The organism is Ohessyouella blattaphilus (assembly GCF_024721265.1).
GTDB classification, from domain to species: domain Bacteria; phylum Bacillota; class Clostridia; order Lachnospirales; family Lachnospiraceae; genus Aequitasia; species Aequitasia blattaphilus_A.
The window spans coordinates 63,282-81,382 of the sequence record NZ_JAMXOC010000010.1 but is presented as its reverse complement, the minus strand read 5'-3'; the positions used below and the strand labels follow the sequence as shown (position 1 = coordinate 81,382).

Below are 18,101 nucleotides of genomic sequence, written 5' to 3'. Positions count from 1 at the left end.
CCTTAATTCTCCTCTTGCTTTAATGTCACTTCACCTTTTTCCACTAAAAAGATCGGTCGATAAGACAACTTGGCCTTTCTAAGCCCTTCCGCACCCGTATCGTCTTCGCGGTTAATATACGTATACTCACCACATTCATGCTGAACGAACTGCTGATTAATCATCGGATAGGCACCCTCGATATCCGGCAGTGCCTTCTCAATATGCACCACAAAGGTATCTTCGGTCACCGGTTCTCCAAGGGTAAAAGCAACCACTTTCTCATCTACTCGCAGAATCCCACCTACGTAGTCCAGTTCTTCAAACAAGCGGAGCGAGTTCATGGTAACCGTAATCTCCGCATTCTTATCGGGATCCGTATAGGCTTCGTTGGCGTGCCCCCACTGGATCGCCATATCAAAGCACTCTTCGGTATTGTCTACCGTTAACTTCTCGTAGCGCCAGCGACCATCGTAAAGCTTCAAAAACTTATTGATATGGTTACGCTTTCCGTGAAGCTTTTTCCCGGCCAAGGTTGCCAGCTTTTCTCGTTCATATACGTAATCGGCAATATCTCGTTGATATTCGATTTGGTACTTTCCTGGATAAAGGGCGTCGATTTCCGCAAAATCCTTAATCGTCACCATATAAAGCTTAAAGGGAAAACCTTTTTCGCCACTGTATTCTTCTAACATCTGGGTAGCCGCCTTTACATCCGCCGGTTCACCTGCGGGATAGGTGAAGGCCAAATCGGTCTTCGTCTCCCTTTTAAAAACTAAGGTGTCGTGAACCACAGCAAAGGTAACTGGATTGCGCCTTGACCAAAGATAAATATTGGCAAAGGTGCGCTCGCAGGAACGGCTGGGATACCTTCTAAAATATGCATTTATCGTGTCTTTGTCAGCCAGCGTGGGCTTTTTAAAATTCATAGAACTACCTGCTTTCTGTCGTTTGCTATTCTTAAAAGTATATCATACCCTAAATAAAATTCATATGGTAGAGTGACTCGTAGACTCCCTTTTTGGCCAGAAGCTCTTCGTGAGTGCCCATTTCCGTAATCCCTTTTTCCGTCAACACAATGATTTTCTTCGCATTTCTAATCGTCGATAAACGATGAGCAATGACGAAAGTAGTACGCTCGCTGGCCAGCTCTTCCATGGATCGTTGAACCACCTTTTCACTCTCATTATCAAGAGCCGAAGTGGCTTCATCAAAAATCAGAATGGCCGGATTCCGTAAAAATACCCGGGCAATCGAGAGACGCTGCTTCTGACCACCAGAGAGTTTTACCCCCCGCTGACCAATATCCGTATCATACCCCTCCGGGAAGCTCATAATAAAGTCGTGAGCATTGGCCCGCTTAGCCGCCCGAATCACCTCTTCATCAGTAGCCTCGTACTTGCCGTAGCGAATATTATCCATAATCGTACCGGCAAACAAGTACACATCCTGCTGGACAATGCCGATATTGCGTCGCAAATCTGCTAGCTTTACGTCTCTAATATCCATATCATCCACCAAAATCGCCCCACCGCTCACTTCGTAGAACCGAGGAATCAGCGAACAAAGAGTGGTCTTTCCGACTCCCGAAGGACCGACTAAAGCTACGTACTCGCCCTTCTTCACGTGAAGATTGATATGACTTAAGATACTCTCATTATTTTCTTCATATTTAAAAGATACGTCTTTAAAGACCACATCCCCAGCAAAGCTATCGACAGCTTTCGCTTCTGGTTTATCTTTAATATCCGGTTCAATAGCCAAAATCTCCAAGAATCTTTCAAACCCAGAGTACCCATTCTGAAACTGTTCCGTTAATACTACCAGCTTCCTTACTGGCTCCGTAAAGTTATTAATATATAGAAGGAACGTAATCAAATCTGTGGTCTTTACCGTTCCGTCCATCATAAAGAAGACGCCGCCTACAAGCACCACTACTGTTATCAAGGTGGTCATCGCTCCTAAACCGGAGTGGTAGATGCCCATATACTTATAGCTGGTGCGCTTGGCTTCCACGAAGTTATCATTTCCCTTTTTAAACTTCTTCATTTCCACCTTTTCATTGGCAAAGGATTTAACCACCCGAATTCCTGAAAGACTATCCTCAATCTGGGCGTTAATCTCGCCAATTCGCTCTCTATTTCTCACAAAGGCGCTTTTCATCTTACCATTAAAATAGAAGGCAAAAATTATCATCAAGGGCATAAAGGCGAAGGCTAGTAAGGTTAGAGCTGGATTAACCATCATTAAGATGATAAAAGAGCCTACAATTTTAATAATGGAGATTACTAAATCCTCCGGTCCGTGGTGTAACAATTCACTAATATCAAAAAGGTCGCTGGTAACCCGCGATAATAGCCCTCCCACCTTTTGGTTATCGTAAAAGGCAAAGGTTAGCTTTTGATAATGGCCGAAAATATCTCGGCGCATATTTGCTTCGATTTTCGCTCCCATAATATGTCCATAATAAGCGATGTAATAGTTACAGAACATCTCGATTAGGACGAGACCAATCATCACACCGCCAAGAACCAAAGCTGTTCTAACTGCTTCCGACGCCTCATAGTGGATCACTGTATTCGTAATGTAACGCACGATTAGGGGAATGACTAAAGTCACTCCAGCCCCGATAATCGCAAAAAATAAATCGCTAAAAAACAGCTTCTTGTAGGGCTTATAGTACCCTAACAACTTCTTTAAATTCTCTCTCATTTTTGTACCAAATAGCGACAAGGTTTTACCCTTGCCGCTTCCTTTTATCATTTAGTCTTCATTCATATTGGCTAGCTTAGCGGTCTGATCTGCCGTAACTAAGCTATCGATAATTTCATCCAAGTCGCCGTTAAGGATATTCTCCAAACGGTGAAGGGTTAGCTTGATGCGGTGGTCCGTTACCCGTCCCTGTGGGAAATTATACGTTCTAATCTTCTCTGAACGGTCTCCTGTTCCAATCTGGTTCTTCCGATAAGCCGCCTCTTCGCTCTGCTTCTTCTCTAGCTCTAACTCATAGAGCTTAGCCCGCAACAGCTTCATCGCCTTATCCTTATTCTTAAGCTGAGACTTCTCGTCCTGACAGGAGATTACAATCCCTGATGGCATATGGGTTAAGCGCACCGCCGAGTCGGTGGTATTAACGCTCTGCCCACCATTTCCCGATGAGCGAAACACGTCGATTCGAATATCGTTTTGATCGATTTCCACATCCACATCTTCGGCTTCTGGCATAATCGCCACCGTAACTGTGGAGGTGTGAATACGACCGCCACTTTCTGTCTCCGGCACCCGCTGCACTCTATGAACACCTGACTCGTATTTAAGCCTTGAATAAGCTCCCGCTCCCGAAATCATAAAGGCACACTCTTTAAAGCCACCGATACCATTTTCGTTAACCGACATCATCTCCACTTTCCAGTGCATACGCTCAGCGTAGTGAGCATACATCCGGTAAATCTCTGCCGCAAAGAGTGCTGCTTCATCACCACCAGCACCGGCTCTAATTTCCACAATAACGTTTTTCTCGTCGTTAGGGTCCTTTGGTAGCAGCAAGACCTTTAGTTGCTGTTCGATTTCTTCTACCCGTTTTTTCGATTCAGCCAGCTCTTCTTTGGCCATCTCTTTCATCTCTTCGTCGGTCTCTTCATCAAGCATCGTTAAAGAGTCTTCGATATTTTGCTTGGCATTACGATATTCCTTATAAGCCTCCACGATGGGGGTAAGATCGCTTTGCTCCTTCATCAGCTTTTTAAAGCGATTCTGGTCACTGGCCACATCGGGGTCTTGCAATTCCTTCATAAGTTCATCATAGCGAACCAAAAGGTCCTCTAATTTATCAAACATGTGTATTCCTCCTCACACTAATCAATCTTATTGTACTCGCAGCAAACTACGCGGTCAAGTCCAGCGAAGTCCTTTTTAACCTGGATTTTGTCATAGCCATCCTGAGTCAAAATAGTCTTTAGAGCCTCTCCTTGGTCATGTCCAATCTCCAGAAGCAAAAAACCACCACTTTTAAGATGTTTTTTTGCATCCTGACTGATGCGACGGTAAAAATCCAGACCGTCCCTACCGCCATCCAGAGCCATGAGCGGATCATGCTCCCGAACCTCAGAAGCTAATTTCTTGATCTCCTCACTTCTTATATAAGGAGGGTTGCTAATAATCATCGAAAACTCGCCGGTCACTTCTGCAAATAAATCACTGCGGATAAAATCTGCTTCCACCTGCAAGCGTTCACTGTTCTTTCGGCTCACTGCCAAGGCCGCTGCCGACAAATCAACGCCTAAGCCTTTAAGACTCGGATGTTGTTCGCGTCCTAGCTTTAACACACTTAGTAAAATGCAACCGGAACCACAGCACATATCGAGAATCCGCATTCCACTAGTCAGCTTCCCTAACGCTTCCTCTACGAGCTGCTCTGTCTCTTGCCGGGGAATCAACACATCAGGACTTACCAAGAACTCCAGTCCCATAAACTCCCACTTCCCTAAGATATGCTGCAGGGGAATTCGCCTCTCTCGCTTTTGCAGATACGCAAGATACCGCTCTTCCTCTTCTGCACTCAGCGCTTTATCTGGACTTAAGTAGTAAGCACCACGATCAATTCCCGTTGCTTCTGTAAACAGCAAGAAAGCATCCGTCTTCGCCTCTTCGATACCGGCGCGGGAAAGGACCCTCTGCCCTTCTTCAAGCGCCTGCTTGTACGTCAAAGTTTTCCCTTTCATACGCTCTCCAGTCAAACACCTCTTCTACGGCCACAATCGCCACTTCTATCATAGACGCATCCGGCTCTTTAGTGGTCAGCTTCTGTATCCAAAGGCCTGGCTTACTAAATAAATTCACAAGGAAGTTATCGCTGCGTCCAGCTAGCTTTAGCACCTCATAAGAAATCCCGGCAATTACGGGAATTAGCGCAATCCGAATCACAATTCGCAGAATGGGAGCTTCCACCTGAATAAGCAACAGTAAGATGATACTAATAGCCATTACAAAAAAGAGAAAGCTAGTGCCACAGCGCTTATGCTGTCTTGAGGACTTCGCTACGTTTTCCACCGTCAGTGGCAAGCCATTCTCTATACAGTTAATACATTTATGCTCGGCCCCGTGATACATAAAGGTCCGCCGAATATCTTCCATCCGCGACACCAACAAAATATAGCCGACAAAAATCCCGATCCTGATAAACCCTTCAATTACCGTCCGCACTCCATAAGAAGGAATCAGCGGTTTTAACAGGCTAATCAAAAAGTAAGGAAGAATCATAAAAACGCCAATCGCAATGACAAAAGACACAATCGTCGTCAGCGTCATGATTAGCTTTTCCTTCTTCTCGTCCACCTTCTCCTCTTCCTCGTCTTCTATATAACTGGCAGAAATCATCAGCGTTTTGATTCCTAGGACTAGGGAGTCGATAAAATTAAAGACACCACGAATAAAAGGTAGCTTCGTAAATTTCCAGCCGCTAAACTTTCCTTTATACTCTTCCTTTTGGACCGCAATTTCGCCGTCTGCTTTTCGCACAGCCACCGCAAACTCATCGCCGTGCTTCATCATAATGCCTTCAAGCACTGCCTGCCCACCGATGTTTGAACTTTTCTTCATTTAAATCTCCTAGACTTCCTGTTCAATTAAAAATAGGTTGAGATTTTTTCAAATCTCAACCCGGTTTTAACGCTCTTATTTGTTGTCCATACCATATTTCTTGTTGAACTTATCTACACGTCCTCTAGCTTGAGCAGCTTTTTGTTGTCCTGTGTAGAACGGATGACATTTTGAACAGATTTCCACGTGGATTTCTTGGTTGGTAGAACCTGTTACAAATTCGTTCCCGCAGTTACATGTTACTGTTGCTTGATAGTAATCTGGATGTATTCCTTGTTTCATTTTATTCACCTCTTTATTTCTTATTATTACACGCTTAACGTGATTAATTCATTTCTAAACAGCTTTGTTATTGTAGCACATAAAGAGTGGCTTGTCTAGCCTAGGTTTTTAAAATTTCGTCTTTTTTAACCACCCTAAGAACTCCCGGTTGTCTTTTGTCTTGCTGAAAATATTTAAGATTCGATCCACCGTTTCGTCCGATCTTCCTGAGTTCATGTTCCGGCGCATATAGTCAACCGCCTCTTTTTCCTCCGGAGTAAAGAGAAGATCATCTCGTCTCGTTCCTGATTTTACAATATCAATGGCTGGGAAGATTCGGCGCTCGGACATCCGTCTATCGAGTACTAGCTCCATGTTACCCGTTCCTTTAAACTCTTCATAGACCACGTCGTCCATCTTACTGCCGGTATCCACAAGAGCCGTTGCCAGAATTGTTAAACTGCCCCCTTCTCGCATATTCCTAGCCGCACCAAAGAAACGCTTTGGCATATGTAGTGCTGCCGGATCAAGTCCACCAGAGAGGGTTCTTCCTGATGGTGGTACCGTTAAGTTATAAGCTCTGGCTAGCCTCGTAATACTGTCTAAAAGAATCATAACGTCCTGCTTATGCTCCACTAAACGTTTCGCTCTTTCAATTGTCATTTCAGAGACCCGCTTGTGGTGCTCAGGAAGCTCATCGAAGGTCGAGTGAATGACCTCCACGTTCTTACCGGCAATGGCTTCCTTAATATCCGTTACCTCTTCCGGGCGTTCATCAATTAAAAGAATCAGTAAATGCACCTCGGGATTATTCTTTCTTATAGAAAGGGCTACTTGCTTTAAAAGGGTGGTCTTACCAGCTTTTGGCGGGGACACAATCATCCCTCTTTGTCCTTTACCTATTGGCGCAATTAAGTCCACTACCCGCATCGCTCGGTTCTCGTGATCCACTTCAAGGCGAAGGCGCTTATTAGGGAATATTGGTGTCAAATCCTCAAAACTGGTTCTTCTGGAGGCCTCTTCCGGTTTCATATTATTAATCTTTGTTAGATATAGAAGCGCTGAGAACTTCTCCTGCGGGCTCTTAACCCGCTTCTTTCCTTCGATAACATCACCTGTTCGCAAGCCAAATTTGCGAATTTGCGAAGGGGATACGTAAACATCCTCATCACCTGGCATATAGTTATCACTTCTAATAAACCCGAAACCATCTGCCATTACTTCAAGGATTCCGCTAGCGATCAGACCACTGTCTAGCTGGCTTTGTTCTAGGCGCTTAGCTTCTCTTGGGGGAGTGCTCTGGTCCTTTTCTTTCGCATCTTCGGCGAGCATTGCCTCTACCACTTCGGCTTTTTTCATCGCCGAAACCTTAGGAATACCACGGCTTTTTGCCAAGTCTTTAAGCGTTGCCAACGACAACGATTCGTATTTCTCTCTCATGCACAATCCTCTTTCTTCACAATGTTAATGTACCTGCAGTCGCAACTTTAGTTAGGGAGTATTTGTCAGAACCGACAATTCGATTTTATCATTATACACGATAGGGGAAAAAATGAAAAGTATTTGCACCATTATTTTGGAAATGATATGATAGCCACAGCAAAGGATTGAATCAATGAGTAAAATGTGGTTAGATAAGCGCTTCCACTCCCTTGATTTTCACCTTAAGGAAGTGTATGGACAGAAGCTTTATAAAATATCTTTGGCTGTAGCCAATTCTTGCCCCAATCGAGATGGCACCTTAAGTACCAAAGGGTGTCTTTTCTGTAGTGAAAAGGGATCCGGCGACTTTGCCGACACGGTTCTCAAAAAGGGCAAGGCCCAAAGCGAGAGGAAATATACCGGCGACAAATATATCGCTTATTCCCAGGCCTTTACCGGCACCTACGGCGACTTAAACTATCTCAGACAACACTATGAGGAGATTATCGCTCATCCCGATGTGCAAATCCTCGCCATCGCCACAAGACCTGACTGCTTAGATGATCAGGTATTAGATATGCTAAGTTCATTAAATGAAAAGAAACCCATCTGGGTTGAACTGGGATTGCAGACTATTCACGAGCAAACTGCGAATTTCCTCAACCGCGGTTTCTCTTTAGCGACTTTTAGCAAGGCACTTGAAGACTTACGAAAACGAAATATTCCAGTTATCACCCACGTCATCTTCGGTCTCCCCGGCGAAACTAGAGAAATGATGATGGAAACCATCAAATATCTAAACCAAATGGATATTCAAGGCATCAAGATTCACCTACTGTATATTACTGAAGGAACACCTCTAGCTGACTATTATAAAAAGCACCCCTTCCCTCTCCCCGAGATTACCGAATACTTTAGTCTACTAGGTGAAGCCCTCTGTAATCTAAGAGAGGATATTGTCATTCACCGCCTAACGGGAGACGGACCAAAAGACACTTTAATCGCCCCTCTATGGACAAAAGACAAACGCCAAGTTCTCAATAAAATGAATGCCTATTTTAAAGCTCACAACATCTGGCAAGGAAAGGAGATAAGCTATGACAGGCACCCAGAATTTATATAAGCTAATTATTCTTTATATGCTTGAGCGGGTAGATTTCCCCCTCACCACCTCGCAAATTTCCGAATTCATCATTGAAGAAGGTTACACCGATTTTTTTAAAGTTCAGCAGTGTCTATCAGAACTTAAGACTTCTGGCTTAATCCGGGAAGAGAATACTCACAAACGTACTCTCTACCACCTAACCGACGACGGCGCGGAAACCCTTAACTTCTTCCATAAAGAAATATCCGCAGACATTCGCAGCGATATTAAAAACTTCTTTAAAGAAAAAAAATACGAATTAAAGACAGAGGCTGCCGTCCAAGCCAATTATTACGAAAACGTGAATCACGAATTCACGGTACGCTGTCAGATTATCGAACGAGGCACGCCTCTACTGGATATTAGCATAACCGTTCCCTCGGAAAGTGAGGCCGAGAAGATGTCTAATAATTGGACTGCTAAAAATGAAGAAGTCTATGCCCTAATCATGGAGAAACTCTTATAAGATTTAGAAAAAGCGCCCTAAGGCGCTTTTTGCTATTCTTTATCCCACTTTTCATACATAACCACTTCTTCTAGTGATTTTCGCGGCTTGGCTTCCGGTGTCTCCGCGCCGTATCCTAGCGCTAAGATCCCTACCACATACTGATCCTCCGGAATATCTAGAAGAGGACGCACGTCTAGTTGCTGGTACCAGCCTGTCCAGCAAGTCGCCAGACCTTGATTTTCTGCCTCTAGCATCATATGAGTAGTGGCAATTGCCGTATCTCTAATGACTTTCTTAAGCCCTAAAAGAGGCGACTCCTCATTCACATAAATCTTCTCACCACCAACCCAAATGGTTGGATCTGCCACACAAACAATTAGATAAGGAGCTTCCTCTAGCCAGTATTGCTCGTGATCTACAAACGCTAACCCTTTCTTCATCTCCGGATCAGTAACCACGATAAAATGCCAGGGCTGCTTATTAAATCCTGAAGGGGCAAGCGCTCCTGCCTTTAGCACCTCTTGAAGCTTTTCTTCTTCAACAGGTTTTCCTTGTTGATACTTGCGAACGCTACGTCTGTTTTTAATTACCTCTAACATCATTCATCCTCCAACAAAAATTCACTCATTACATAGTTGCTAAGATCTAATCCTTTTTCCGTTAAGTAAACTTTTTCATTTCCATTTATGAGAAGTTCTTTCTGGGCAAACTCTTCAAGTACCTTACCGTAGACTGAATCCAGGGTACATCCGTACTTTTTAAAAAAAGCCTCTTTATCCACGCCGCAACTCATCCGTAGACCTAAGAACATGGTCTCTTCCATTTGCTCTTTCACCGATAGCACCACCGGTTCGCCCCCGGTAGTAAAGCGGGTTTCATCAATTAGCGACGCCGCTTGGTATCCAAGGCCTAAATACTCTTTTCGCTGCCAATAACCAAGGTTATGGCGACATTCGTAGCCGGCTTTCGCATAATTCGATATCTCATAGCGGTGAAAACCGTATTCTAAAAGTAAGTTTTTTGTCAACTTATACATTTCTCGCTCAACATCTTCACTAGGAAGTATGAGCTCACCTTTTTGCTCCATCAAAGAGAACTTCGTGCCCTCTTCCACAATCAAACTGTAGGCCGAAATATGCTGAGGATCCAGCTCGGCAATCTGACGAAGAGAACGCTCCCAGGATGACACCGTCTGTCCCGGAATCCCGAACATCAAATCCACATTTACATTCTTAAAGCCTGCTTCTTTGCAGCTTTCATACGTCTCTAGGAAGTCCTGATAAGTATGAATTCGCCCTAGGGTCTTTAGTTCATCATCATTGGTCGATTGTAGACCGATACTAAGGCGGTTAATCCCTAACTCTTGGTAACAGGCTAATAGCTCCTTTGATACGGTTCCCGGATTTACCTCAATGGTAATCTCTCCTGAACGCACCACCTCAAAAGTCTCGCGAATTGCCGCAAAAATACTACTGATTTCCTGAGCCGTCAAAAGTGACGGGGTTCCTCCACCGACAAAAATGGTAGATAACGCGTGAGTCTTACTGGTTTTCTGCTCGCGTATTAAATGGCATAAGTCTTCCACGTATGCTCGCTGCTCCTTCGGCGTCGTCGGGCTCGAAGGAAAATCACAGTAATGACATTTCCTGACGCAAAAGGGAATATGCAAATATAGCTCTAATGGTTTTTTAGTTATCATCTAGTTTAAGCACTGACATAAATGCTTTCTGGGGAATTTCCACGTTTCCGATTTGGCGCATCCGCTTCTTACCCTCTTTTTGTTTCTCTAAGAGCTTGCGCTTTCGGGAAATATCACCACCGTAACATTTTGCCAAGACATCCTTTCGCATTGCCCGCACAGTTTCCCTAGCAATTACTTTACTACCGATTGCCGCTTGGATAGGCACTTCAAAAAGCTGACGAGGAATTTCTTCCTTAAGCTTTTCACACATCTTCCGTCCTCTTTCGTAAGCCGTATCAGCGTGCAAGATAAAAGACAGGGCATCCACTTCTTCTTTATTAATAAGCATATCCAATTTGACAAGCTCTGATTTCTGGTAGCCACTCATTTCGTAATCGAAAGAAGCATACCCCCGAGACCGGGACTTTAAGGCGTCAAAAAAGTCGTAAATAATTTCATTAAGCGGCAAAGTATAACGCAGCACCGCCCGCTTTTCTTCGATGTATTCCATACCCTCATAAACACCGCGGCGCTCCTGGCAAAGATCCATAATCGCCCCGATAAACTCGGAGGTAACCATTATCTCGGCTTTTACTACCGGCTCTTCCATATAATCAATTGCCGTAGGCTCGGGCAAGTTAGAAGGATTTGTTAATTCAATCATCTCGCCGCTAGTTTTATATACGCGGTACACAACCCCAGGGGCCGTCGTCACCAAATCCAGATTGTACTCTCTCTCTAGACGCTCCTGAATAATCTCTAGATGCAACAATCCTAAAAAGCCACAACGGAAACCAAAGCCTAAGGCAATCGAGGTCTCCGGTTCAAACTGAAGTGCCGCATCATTAAGCTGTAGCTTTTCTAGCGCATCTCGCAGATCCTGATACTTAGCCCCATCCGCCGGGTACATTCCACAGTAAACCATAGGATTTACTTTCTTGTAACCAGGCAGGGGTTTCTCGCAAGGACGCTGGGCATTTGTAATCGTATCCCCTACTTGGGTATCCTTTACGTTCTTAAGACTAGCGGTGATATAGCCAACCATTCCCGCTGATAATTCCTCCGCTTGGATAAATTGGCCTGCGCCAAAGTAACCTACCTCTACCACTTCCGCATTCGCTCCGGTGGCCATCATTTTAATAGGCGTGCCTTTTTTGACCGTGCCTTCCATAATCCGGCAAAAGACGATAACCCCTTTATAGGCATCGTATAGAGAATCGAAAATAAGTGCCTGTAAGGGCTCCTCTTTAGAACCTTTAGGCGCCGGAATTTTCTTAACAATCTGCTCTAGTACTTGATCCACATTCAGTCCGGTCTTCGCCGAAATCAGCGGTGCATCTTCAGCCTCAATGCCAATCACGTCCTCTATTTCTTCAATTACTCGCTCTGGCTCTGCACTAGGTAAATCCACCTTATTGATGACTGGCACCACGTCCAAGTCGTGATCCAGCGCTAAATAGACGTTAGCCAACGTCTGGGCTTCCACTCCTTGAGCCGCATCCACCACTAAAATCGCGCCATCACAAGCTGCCAAACTCCTTGACACCTCATAGTTAAAATCCACGTGTCCCGGAGTATCGATTAGGTTAAAGATATACTCTTCGCCATCCTTCGCCTTGTAGACAGTTCGCACCGCCTGAGCCTTAATGGTAATTCCTCGCTCTCTTTCAAGGTCCATATTATCTAAGACCTGAGACTGCATCTCCCGATCCGTTAATAGTCCCGTCTGTTCGATAATTCGATCGGCAAGGGTTGACTTGCCGTGATCAATATGAGCGATAATACAAAAGTTACGAATATGTTTCTGATCTATATATGCCACGCGTTTCTTTCCTCCCTGACTGCTATTGCTTGTGTATTATAGCATTTATTTGGTATGTTTCACAATGAATAATTCCACGCTTACTCGGTCATCTAGCTCCCCCACATTGATGCTTCTACCAAAATCCGCGGCTTCTTCCATAATCTCCCGCAGCTCCTCTGCCGAAAAGCCCTTTTGCTGCCGAATGTAATTGTCCACAACAAAGGGAGGAAGTCCCATGATTTTAGCGATTACCCCTTTATTCTTACCGCCATTAACTAGCTTTTTAGTTCCGTATAAGAGACGAAACTGCCTAGCTAATAAAGACAAGATCACTCGCGGCTCTTCCTTAAGCGCTAAAAGCTCATAGTACTTCTCCATCGCCTTTTGCTTCTGCTTTGAGGCCACAGCATCCACCATCTGAAAGATATGATTCTCAATCTGAGTCGTCGTCAGTAGCTCCACATCCTCTGGGGTAATCTCTGCGCCTTCGCCTCGAAAGCAGATTAGCTTTTCTAGCTCCGTCTCGATTAGCCCCATGTTGTTACCCACCTTTGAGAGAAAGAGTCGCAACGTACTTTCCTTAATACGCATATTGTCCTTCTTCAAAAGACCGGCCGCCCACTTAAGCAAGACCTCTGGCTTTTGAACGGTCATTTCTACTACCGTCCCGACCTTTGCCACTTCCTTATAAAGCTTTCCTCGCTTATCCACATCCACTTCTGAAAAGATAAGGCAAGTTTCTTCCGGGATGTCTTTTATAAACATCGCAAGCTCTTCATTTTTCTTTTTGAAAAAGCCGCTTTCATCGATGATAATTAGACGCTTTTCTGACATAAACGGCAATGTGTTCGCTAATGATATCACCTCGTTAACCGGAGTATCTTTGCCTTCAAAATGGCTAAAGTTAAGCTCGCTATCGTCACCGATAATCGCTTCTTGCAAACGCTTTTTATATTGATTTCTTAAGTAGCCTTCTTCACCATAAAGCAAATAGACTCGCTTAAAATCGTGATTGTTAATATCTGCAATTATACTCTTCATTTACATATGTCCCTTCTTTACACCCCTTTAGAATAACATATCATCGCAAAAATAACATTAAACACAAGCACAGAGTTTGCGCATCTTCGTATCAGCTTCTAGCTGACCTTCCTTGGTCGTCATCAACATTAGTTGGTCGCCTACCACTAGCAAGGTATCGCCGCTGGGGATAATATCGTTATTCCCCCGCTGTACGGATACCACTAGCGTATTCTCCGGCCACAAGATGTCTTTGATGGTGGCCCCGTCGAGGTAAGAATCCGCCTCAACGGCGTAGATACTAATTACCTTCTCCCCTGGCTTAACTGTCACTTGTGCGTTTTCTTTACTACGCTTATGCAAAAGTCGCTCAAGCAGACTTTCGTAAATCGGCTCACTTCCTAATAACGTGGCAACCACGTAGGCCACAATGGAGACGACTGACAGAGAGAGCATTTGCCCCAGAGACCCAGTCATCTCAAAAAGCAGAAGTATACCTGTTAATGGTGCTCGTACAATGGCTGCAAAATAACCGGCCATAGCTAGCACGACAAAATTATTTAAATAGATAGGATCGAGACCCAGCGTCAAACTTGCACTCTTAGCGAATACACCACCAATAAAGCCACCGATAACCAATAGAGGGAAGAAAATGCCACCAGGCACCCCTGCACCAAAGCTAAGACCAGAAAAAATAAAGCGACCGAGCAAAATTCCCACCATCGCCGTAAGCGCCATCTCCTTGCTGGTTAGCGCATCGATCAAGCCATGGCCACTGCCTAAAAGCTGGGGCATGGTAAAGGCTAAAACACCAGCTAGAGCAAAGGGAATCATTACTTTCAACACCCCGGGTAAGAAGCTTAAACGCCTGTAAAAATCCTGGCACTTTAAGGTGAACCAATTGTAAAACGCTCCTGCTACCCCCAGCACTAGGCCAAGTAGCAAAATATAACCATATTCATGATAAGAAATCATTCGCGTTAGCGGAATCTGGAAAACCACCTTTTCGCCTAAAATCAAAGAAGTCAAAAAGTCAGCTGTAAGCGAAGAGGACATAACGCCAATTAAAAGCGACACCGAAAAATTCTTATGCACTTCTTCTAGGGAAAATAAGACTCCCGCTAAAGGTGCGTGAAAGGCAGCTGATAAGCCTGCACTGGCACCACAAGTCATCAAGAAGCGTTTCCGAGACTGGCTACTTTTTAAAATCGCACCCGTACCCTTTCCCATCATCGCCCCTAGCTGAATCGACGGGCCCTCCCGTCCTAGCGCCAACCCGCCAAACATGGAGAGTAAGCCGCCGGCGAATTTAGCTAACACCACCCGCCACCAAGATTGCTCTAAGGCACCGGTAATCTCTCCTTCTAGTTGGGGAATCCCGCTACCGCCAATCAGTGGTTCAAATTTAAGTAGCAGATAGACTAAGGTTGCGAGGGCAGCTAATATCACAAACCAAAGAGCCATCGTCCCTGGGTGTCCTTTTGCTTGGTGAATAACAAATCCTCGTAATTCGTCGGCATATTCTAGCGCCAAGCGATAAAGAGTTACTACCATTCCGGCAATCGCCCCCACTAAGACCCCTTCGCCAACTAAAGAAAGGGCACCAATTCGGGAGCGTTTTAATTGTTCTCGAGTATCTTTTTTCATTTTCTTCTCTTCCTTCTTTTTCATTTCACTAAACAATTATAACAAAAAATGACCACCTTCGAAAACATTATTCGTCTTCAACCAGTGACCATTCCTTGGATTTTGTTATTTAATAGACGGTAGTTACTTAATGAAACTTACTTGTTTGCAGATTTCTTCAATCGCCTTTTCTTTTTTTTCATTAAAAATCACTTTGTTTTCTTCGAAAAGGTTACGTCCCTCAGTATCGATAGAGACAATCAAAGGGCCGAATTCCTTCACTCGGCAGTGCCAAAGTGTCTCTGGCATACCAAGATCCTGCCACTGGGCATCAATAATCTCTTCAACTTCCGTGGCAGCTACTACCGCATTTCCCGCCGGAAAGACACAGTGAATCGCCTGATAGTTCTTGCAGGCATATTCCGTGTTCGGTCCCATCCCCCCTTTACCGATAATCACTTTCACACCGGTCTGCTGAACAAATTCTTTTTCAAATTGCTCCATCCGCATACTAGTCGTTGGACCGACAGAGACCATTTCGAATTTTCCATTATCTAACGGGCGAATAATCGGCCCTGCGTGAAAAATTGCGGCATCTCTAACATCTACAGGAAGCTCTCGTCCTGCCTCTACCAAACGTCTGTGAGCCACATCGCGACAAGTTGTCATACTGCCATTCAAATAGATAATGTCGCCAATGTGTATATCTGCTAAATCCTCTGGGGTAATCGGTGTCGTCAGAATCTTCTTTCCATCTTTCATTTCAACCATTATAAAGTCACCTCCGAATGCGTAGTAATCGTATAATTCAAGTCTTTGTCAAACACAATATGACCTCGCCTGTGTGACCAACAGCCAACGTTTACTGCCACTCCAATTGTAGAAGGATGTCTAGCGGTATTCTCAATATGGACACCCATTACGGAATAGTTCCCGCCCATCCCCTGGGGGCCAAGACCAATCGCGTTAATTCCGTCTTCTAAGAGAGTTTCCATCGAAGCAGCATTGGCATTTTCATTATGGGTTCCTAGGGGGCGCATCAACGCTTTTTTTGAAAGCAGAGCCGCTGTCTCCACAGAAGTTGCCACTCCTACCCCTACAAGTAACGGGGGACAGGCATTTAATCCATAGGAGGTCATCACATCCATTACAAACTTAGTCACCCCTTCGTAACCAGCACCTGGCATTAAAACCATCGCTTTTCCTGGAAGCGTGCACCCGCCACCAGCCATGTAAGCGTAGATTTCACACTGGTCGCTATCTGGTACGATATCCCAAAATACCGTAGGGGTTCCTTTGCCTACATTCTTCCCCGTGTTATACTCATCAAAAGTTTCCACACTGTTATGGCGCAGCGGTGCCGCAAAGGTAGACTTAATAACCGCCTCCTTTAATAGACCCTCTAGTTCACCCATTAACGGAAAACCTGTTCCACATTTTACCCAAAACTGCAGCACTCCGGTATCTTGACAGCTTGGTCTATCAAGCTCTTTAGCTAACACCTGATTCTTCTTCATCGTCTCATAGATAACCTTGGATAAGGGGCTATCTTCTTTTTCTGCCAGTTCATCTAGCTTCGCTATAATATCATCGGGTAACACCTTCGCTATATGGGATACAAAATTCGCCATATAGTCTGTAAGCTGTTCCACTTGTTTTTTCTTTTCCATTTTGGTCTCCTTTTTCATTCAAATAATGGGCTTTTTCCTATGGGAAGAAAGGAAAAGCTATCGGCAAGATAATCATACTTACAACCGTGGCGATAATAATTAGCGGAAATCCTGCCTTAACATAGTCTACGAATCGATAACCACCAGCACCGACCACCATGGTATTCGCTGGCATTCCGATAGGCGTAGCGTAAGCACATGATCCTCCAATTACGCAAGCCATCAAAACCGCTCGCGGATCTGCTCCCATCCCTTGGGCAATCGATATACATATTGGCACCATTAAGGCGGTTGTCGCTGTGTTGGACATGAAGTTTGTTAACGCACAGCATAGAATAAATACCACAAAGGTTAAGATATACGGTGAGGGGTTCGCCCCCAGCGCACCTATTACCTTACCTGCAATCAGTTCCCCCGCTCCCGTTTGTTGCAAAGCGGCCGCTAGTGATAATGTTCCCCCAAAAAGAAAGATCGTCTTCATATCAATCGCCTTAATCGCTTCTTTTTCCGAAATAACTCCAGTCAAGATTAAAAGCAAGGCTCCAATTGCCCCAGAAATACACAATTTAATGCCAATCTGATCTTCAAAAATCATTGCCAATAAGGTTAACACTAAGATAATTAGTGACAGCCATTGTTTCCACGGGGGCACGTCGCTAAAGTCTCTATCTGTATCAAAAGCGCCCTCGTCTTTTACCTCATGATTAGGAAGCAGTTTAAAGCCGATAGTTGCGTAAAAGATAATGCCGGCAATTAAAATCGGTAAGCCAACAATAGCATATTCAAAGAAGCCAAATTTCAAACCAATTTCCTCTAAGCCACTTTGAGCAATCATATTTCCTGGTGCTCCAATAAGCGATAAATTCCCGCCCATAGCCGCGGCAAAAACAAGTGGCATCAAAAGCCGTGAACGTTTATAGCCTGATTTGGCAGCTATCCCGATTACTACCGGAATTAAAACAGCTGCGGTACCAGTATTTGACAAAACCCCGCTCATTAAACCAACAATTACCATAATGGCAACGATTAACATCCGCTCGCTCTTCGCGAACTTGGTCACGATGCCCCCTATCTTATTGGCCATGCCCGTTTCAAAGAGAGCACCGCCTACGATAAACATTGCGACAAACAGAATTACATTACTGTTGATAAAGCCAGCAAAGGCAGTTTCTACATCTAAAACTCCTGTGATAATTAGCCCGATACAGACGATCATCGAAGTAACGCTTAGGGGAATCTTCTCGAGAACGAACATAACTACGGCAAATAAGAGAAATAAAAGTGTTATAGTTGATGGACTCATATTAAGCCTCCATTCCTTTTTTGTTTTCTGTGCAAAAGTAACAAGGCGGCCGCTTCATTTCCTTTGACTATGGTTACATTATATAAACCCTTCGCGCTTTTGTACATTTAGTAAAAGTTATTCTACACTAAAAAAAAGTTAATAC

Annotated in this window: 17 protein-coding genes; 2 read left to right on the top strand and 15 right to left on the bottom strand. The window is 44.4% G+C overall.

Features of this window, described 5'->3' with window-relative positions:
- Positions 1–2: 2 nt before the first annotated feature.
- From NHH16_RS08235 to rho, 7 genes are all read right to left on the bottom strand, one after another.
- The gene (locus NHH16_RS08235) at positions 3–908 is read right to left on the bottom strand and encodes a DUF2156 domain-containing protein (RefSeq protein ID WP_262069115.1); all 906 of its coding nucleotides are present in this window, start codon (positions 906–908) and stop codon (positions 3–5) included.
- Between the two features lie 49 nt (positions 909–957).
- On the bottom strand, positions 958–2,691 hold the full coding sequence (locus tag NHH16_RS08230; RefSeq protein ID WP_262069130.1) for an ABC transporter ATP-binding protein: 1,734 nt from the start codon (positions 2,689–2,691) through the stop codon (positions 958–960).
- A 51-nt stretch (positions 2,692–2,742) separates the two neighbouring features.
- Positions 2,743–3,816 (bottom strand): peptide chain release factor 1, encoded by a 1,074-nt coding sequence (prfA, locus tag NHH16_RS08225; protein ID WP_262069114.1) that lies wholly within the window; start codon positions 3,814–3,816, stop codon positions 2,743–2,745.
- A gap of 17 nt (positions 3,817–3,833) precedes the next feature.
- On the bottom strand, positions 3,834–4,700 hold the full coding sequence (prmC, locus tag NHH16_RS08220; RefSeq protein WP_262069113.1) for a peptide chain release factor N(5)-glutamine methyltransferase: 867 nt from the start codon (positions 4,698–4,700) through the stop codon (positions 3,834–3,836).
- The gene (locus NHH16_RS08215) at positions 4,663–5,577 is read right to left on the bottom strand and encodes a DUF1385 domain-containing protein (RefSeq protein WP_262069112.1); all 915 of its coding nucleotides are present in this window, start codon (positions 5,575–5,577) and stop codon (positions 4,663–4,665) included. The genes prmC and NHH16_RS08215 overlap by 38 nt, the downstream gene beginning before the upstream one ends.
- A gap of 75 nt (positions 5,578–5,652) precedes the next feature.
- The gene (rpmE, locus tag NHH16_RS08210) at positions 5,653–5,859 is read right to left on the bottom strand and encodes a 50S ribosomal protein L31 (RefSeq protein WP_262069111.1); all 207 of its coding nucleotides are present in this window, start codon (positions 5,857–5,859) and stop codon (positions 5,653–5,655) included.
- Positions 5,860–5,967: 108 nt separating this feature from the next.
- Positions 5,968–7,278, bottom strand: a complete 1,311-nt coding sequence (gene rho / locus NHH16_RS08205; protein WP_262069110.1) for a transcription termination factor Rho — start codon at positions 7,276–7,278, stop codon at positions 5,968–5,970.
- Between the two features lie 175 nt (positions 7,279–7,453).
- Here rho and mnmL point away from each other — a divergent pair, with 175 nt between their 5' ends.
- Together mnmL and NHH16_RS08195 are read left to right on the top strand one after the other, a co-directional pair.
- The gene (mnmL, locus tag NHH16_RS08200) at positions 7,454–8,383 is read left to right on the top strand and encodes a tRNA modification radical SAM protein MnmL/YtqA (protein WP_262069109.1); all 930 of its coding nucleotides are present in this window, start codon (positions 7,454–7,456) and stop codon (positions 8,381–8,383) included.
- Entirely contained in the window at positions 8,358–8,870 is a 513-nt protein-coding gene (locus NHH16_RS08195; RefSeq protein WP_262069108.1) for a DUF4364 family protein, read from the top strand. The genes mnmL and NHH16_RS08195 overlap by 26 nt, the downstream gene beginning before the upstream one ends.
- Positions 8,871–8,902: 32 nt before the next feature.
- Here the strand turns inward: NHH16_RS08195 and NHH16_RS08190 are convergent, their stop codons facing one another.
- From NHH16_RS08190 to NHH16_RS08155, 8 genes are all read right to left on the bottom strand, one after another.
- Complete coding sequence (locus tag NHH16_RS08190) at positions 8,903–9,454, bottom strand: nitroreductase family protein (protein ID WP_262069107.1); 552 nt, start codon at positions 9,452–9,454, stop codon at positions 8,903–8,905.
- Positions 9,451–10,551, bottom strand: a complete 1,101-nt coding sequence (hemW, locus tag NHH16_RS08185) for a radical SAM family heme chaperone HemW (protein ID WP_262069106.1) — start codon at positions 10,549–10,551, stop codon at positions 9,451–9,453. The genes NHH16_RS08190 and hemW overlap by 4 nt, the downstream gene beginning before the upstream one ends.
- Positions 10,541–12,355, bottom strand: coding sequence for a translation elongation factor 4 (lepA, locus tag NHH16_RS08180; RefSeq protein WP_262069105.1), 1,815 nt, complete (start codon positions 12,353–12,355; stop codon positions 10,541–10,543). The genes hemW and lepA overlap by 11 nt, the downstream gene beginning before the upstream one ends.
- 45 nt (positions 12,356–12,400) lie before the next feature.
- On the bottom strand, positions 12,401–13,378 hold the full coding sequence (gene holA, locus NHH16_RS08175) for a DNA polymerase III subunit delta (RefSeq protein ID WP_262069104.1): 978 nt from the start codon (positions 13,376–13,378) through the stop codon (positions 12,401–12,403).
- Positions 13,379–13,435: 57 nt separating this feature from the next.
- Positions 13,436–15,004 carry a ClC family H(+)/Cl(-) exchange transporter gene (locus tag NHH16_RS08170; protein WP_262069103.1) on the bottom strand — a complete coding sequence of 523 codons (1,569 nt, stop codon included), beginning with the start codon at positions 15,002–15,004 and terminating at the stop codon, positions 13,436–13,438.
- Positions 15,005–15,127: 123 nt separating this feature from the next.
- Entirely contained in the window at positions 15,128–15,754 is a 627-nt protein-coding gene (gene ttdB, locus NHH16_RS08165) for a L(+)-tartrate dehydratase subunit beta (protein ID WP_262069102.1), read from the bottom strand.
- Positions 15,754–16,653: a L(+)-tartrate dehydratase subunit alpha gene (ttdA, locus tag NHH16_RS08160; RefSeq protein WP_262069101.1), complete on the bottom strand. Its 900-nt coding sequence runs from the start codon at positions 16,651–16,653 to the stop codon at positions 15,754–15,756. Before ttdA ends, ttdB begins: the two co-directional genes overlap by 1 nt.
- Before the next feature lie 37 nt (positions 16,654–16,690).
- Positions 16,691–17,956 (bottom strand): SLC13 family permease, encoded by a 1,266-nt coding sequence (locus NHH16_RS08155; protein ID WP_262069100.1) that lies wholly within the window; start codon positions 17,954–17,956, stop codon positions 16,691–16,693.
- Between the last annotated feature and the right edge of the window lie 145 nt (positions 17,957–18,101).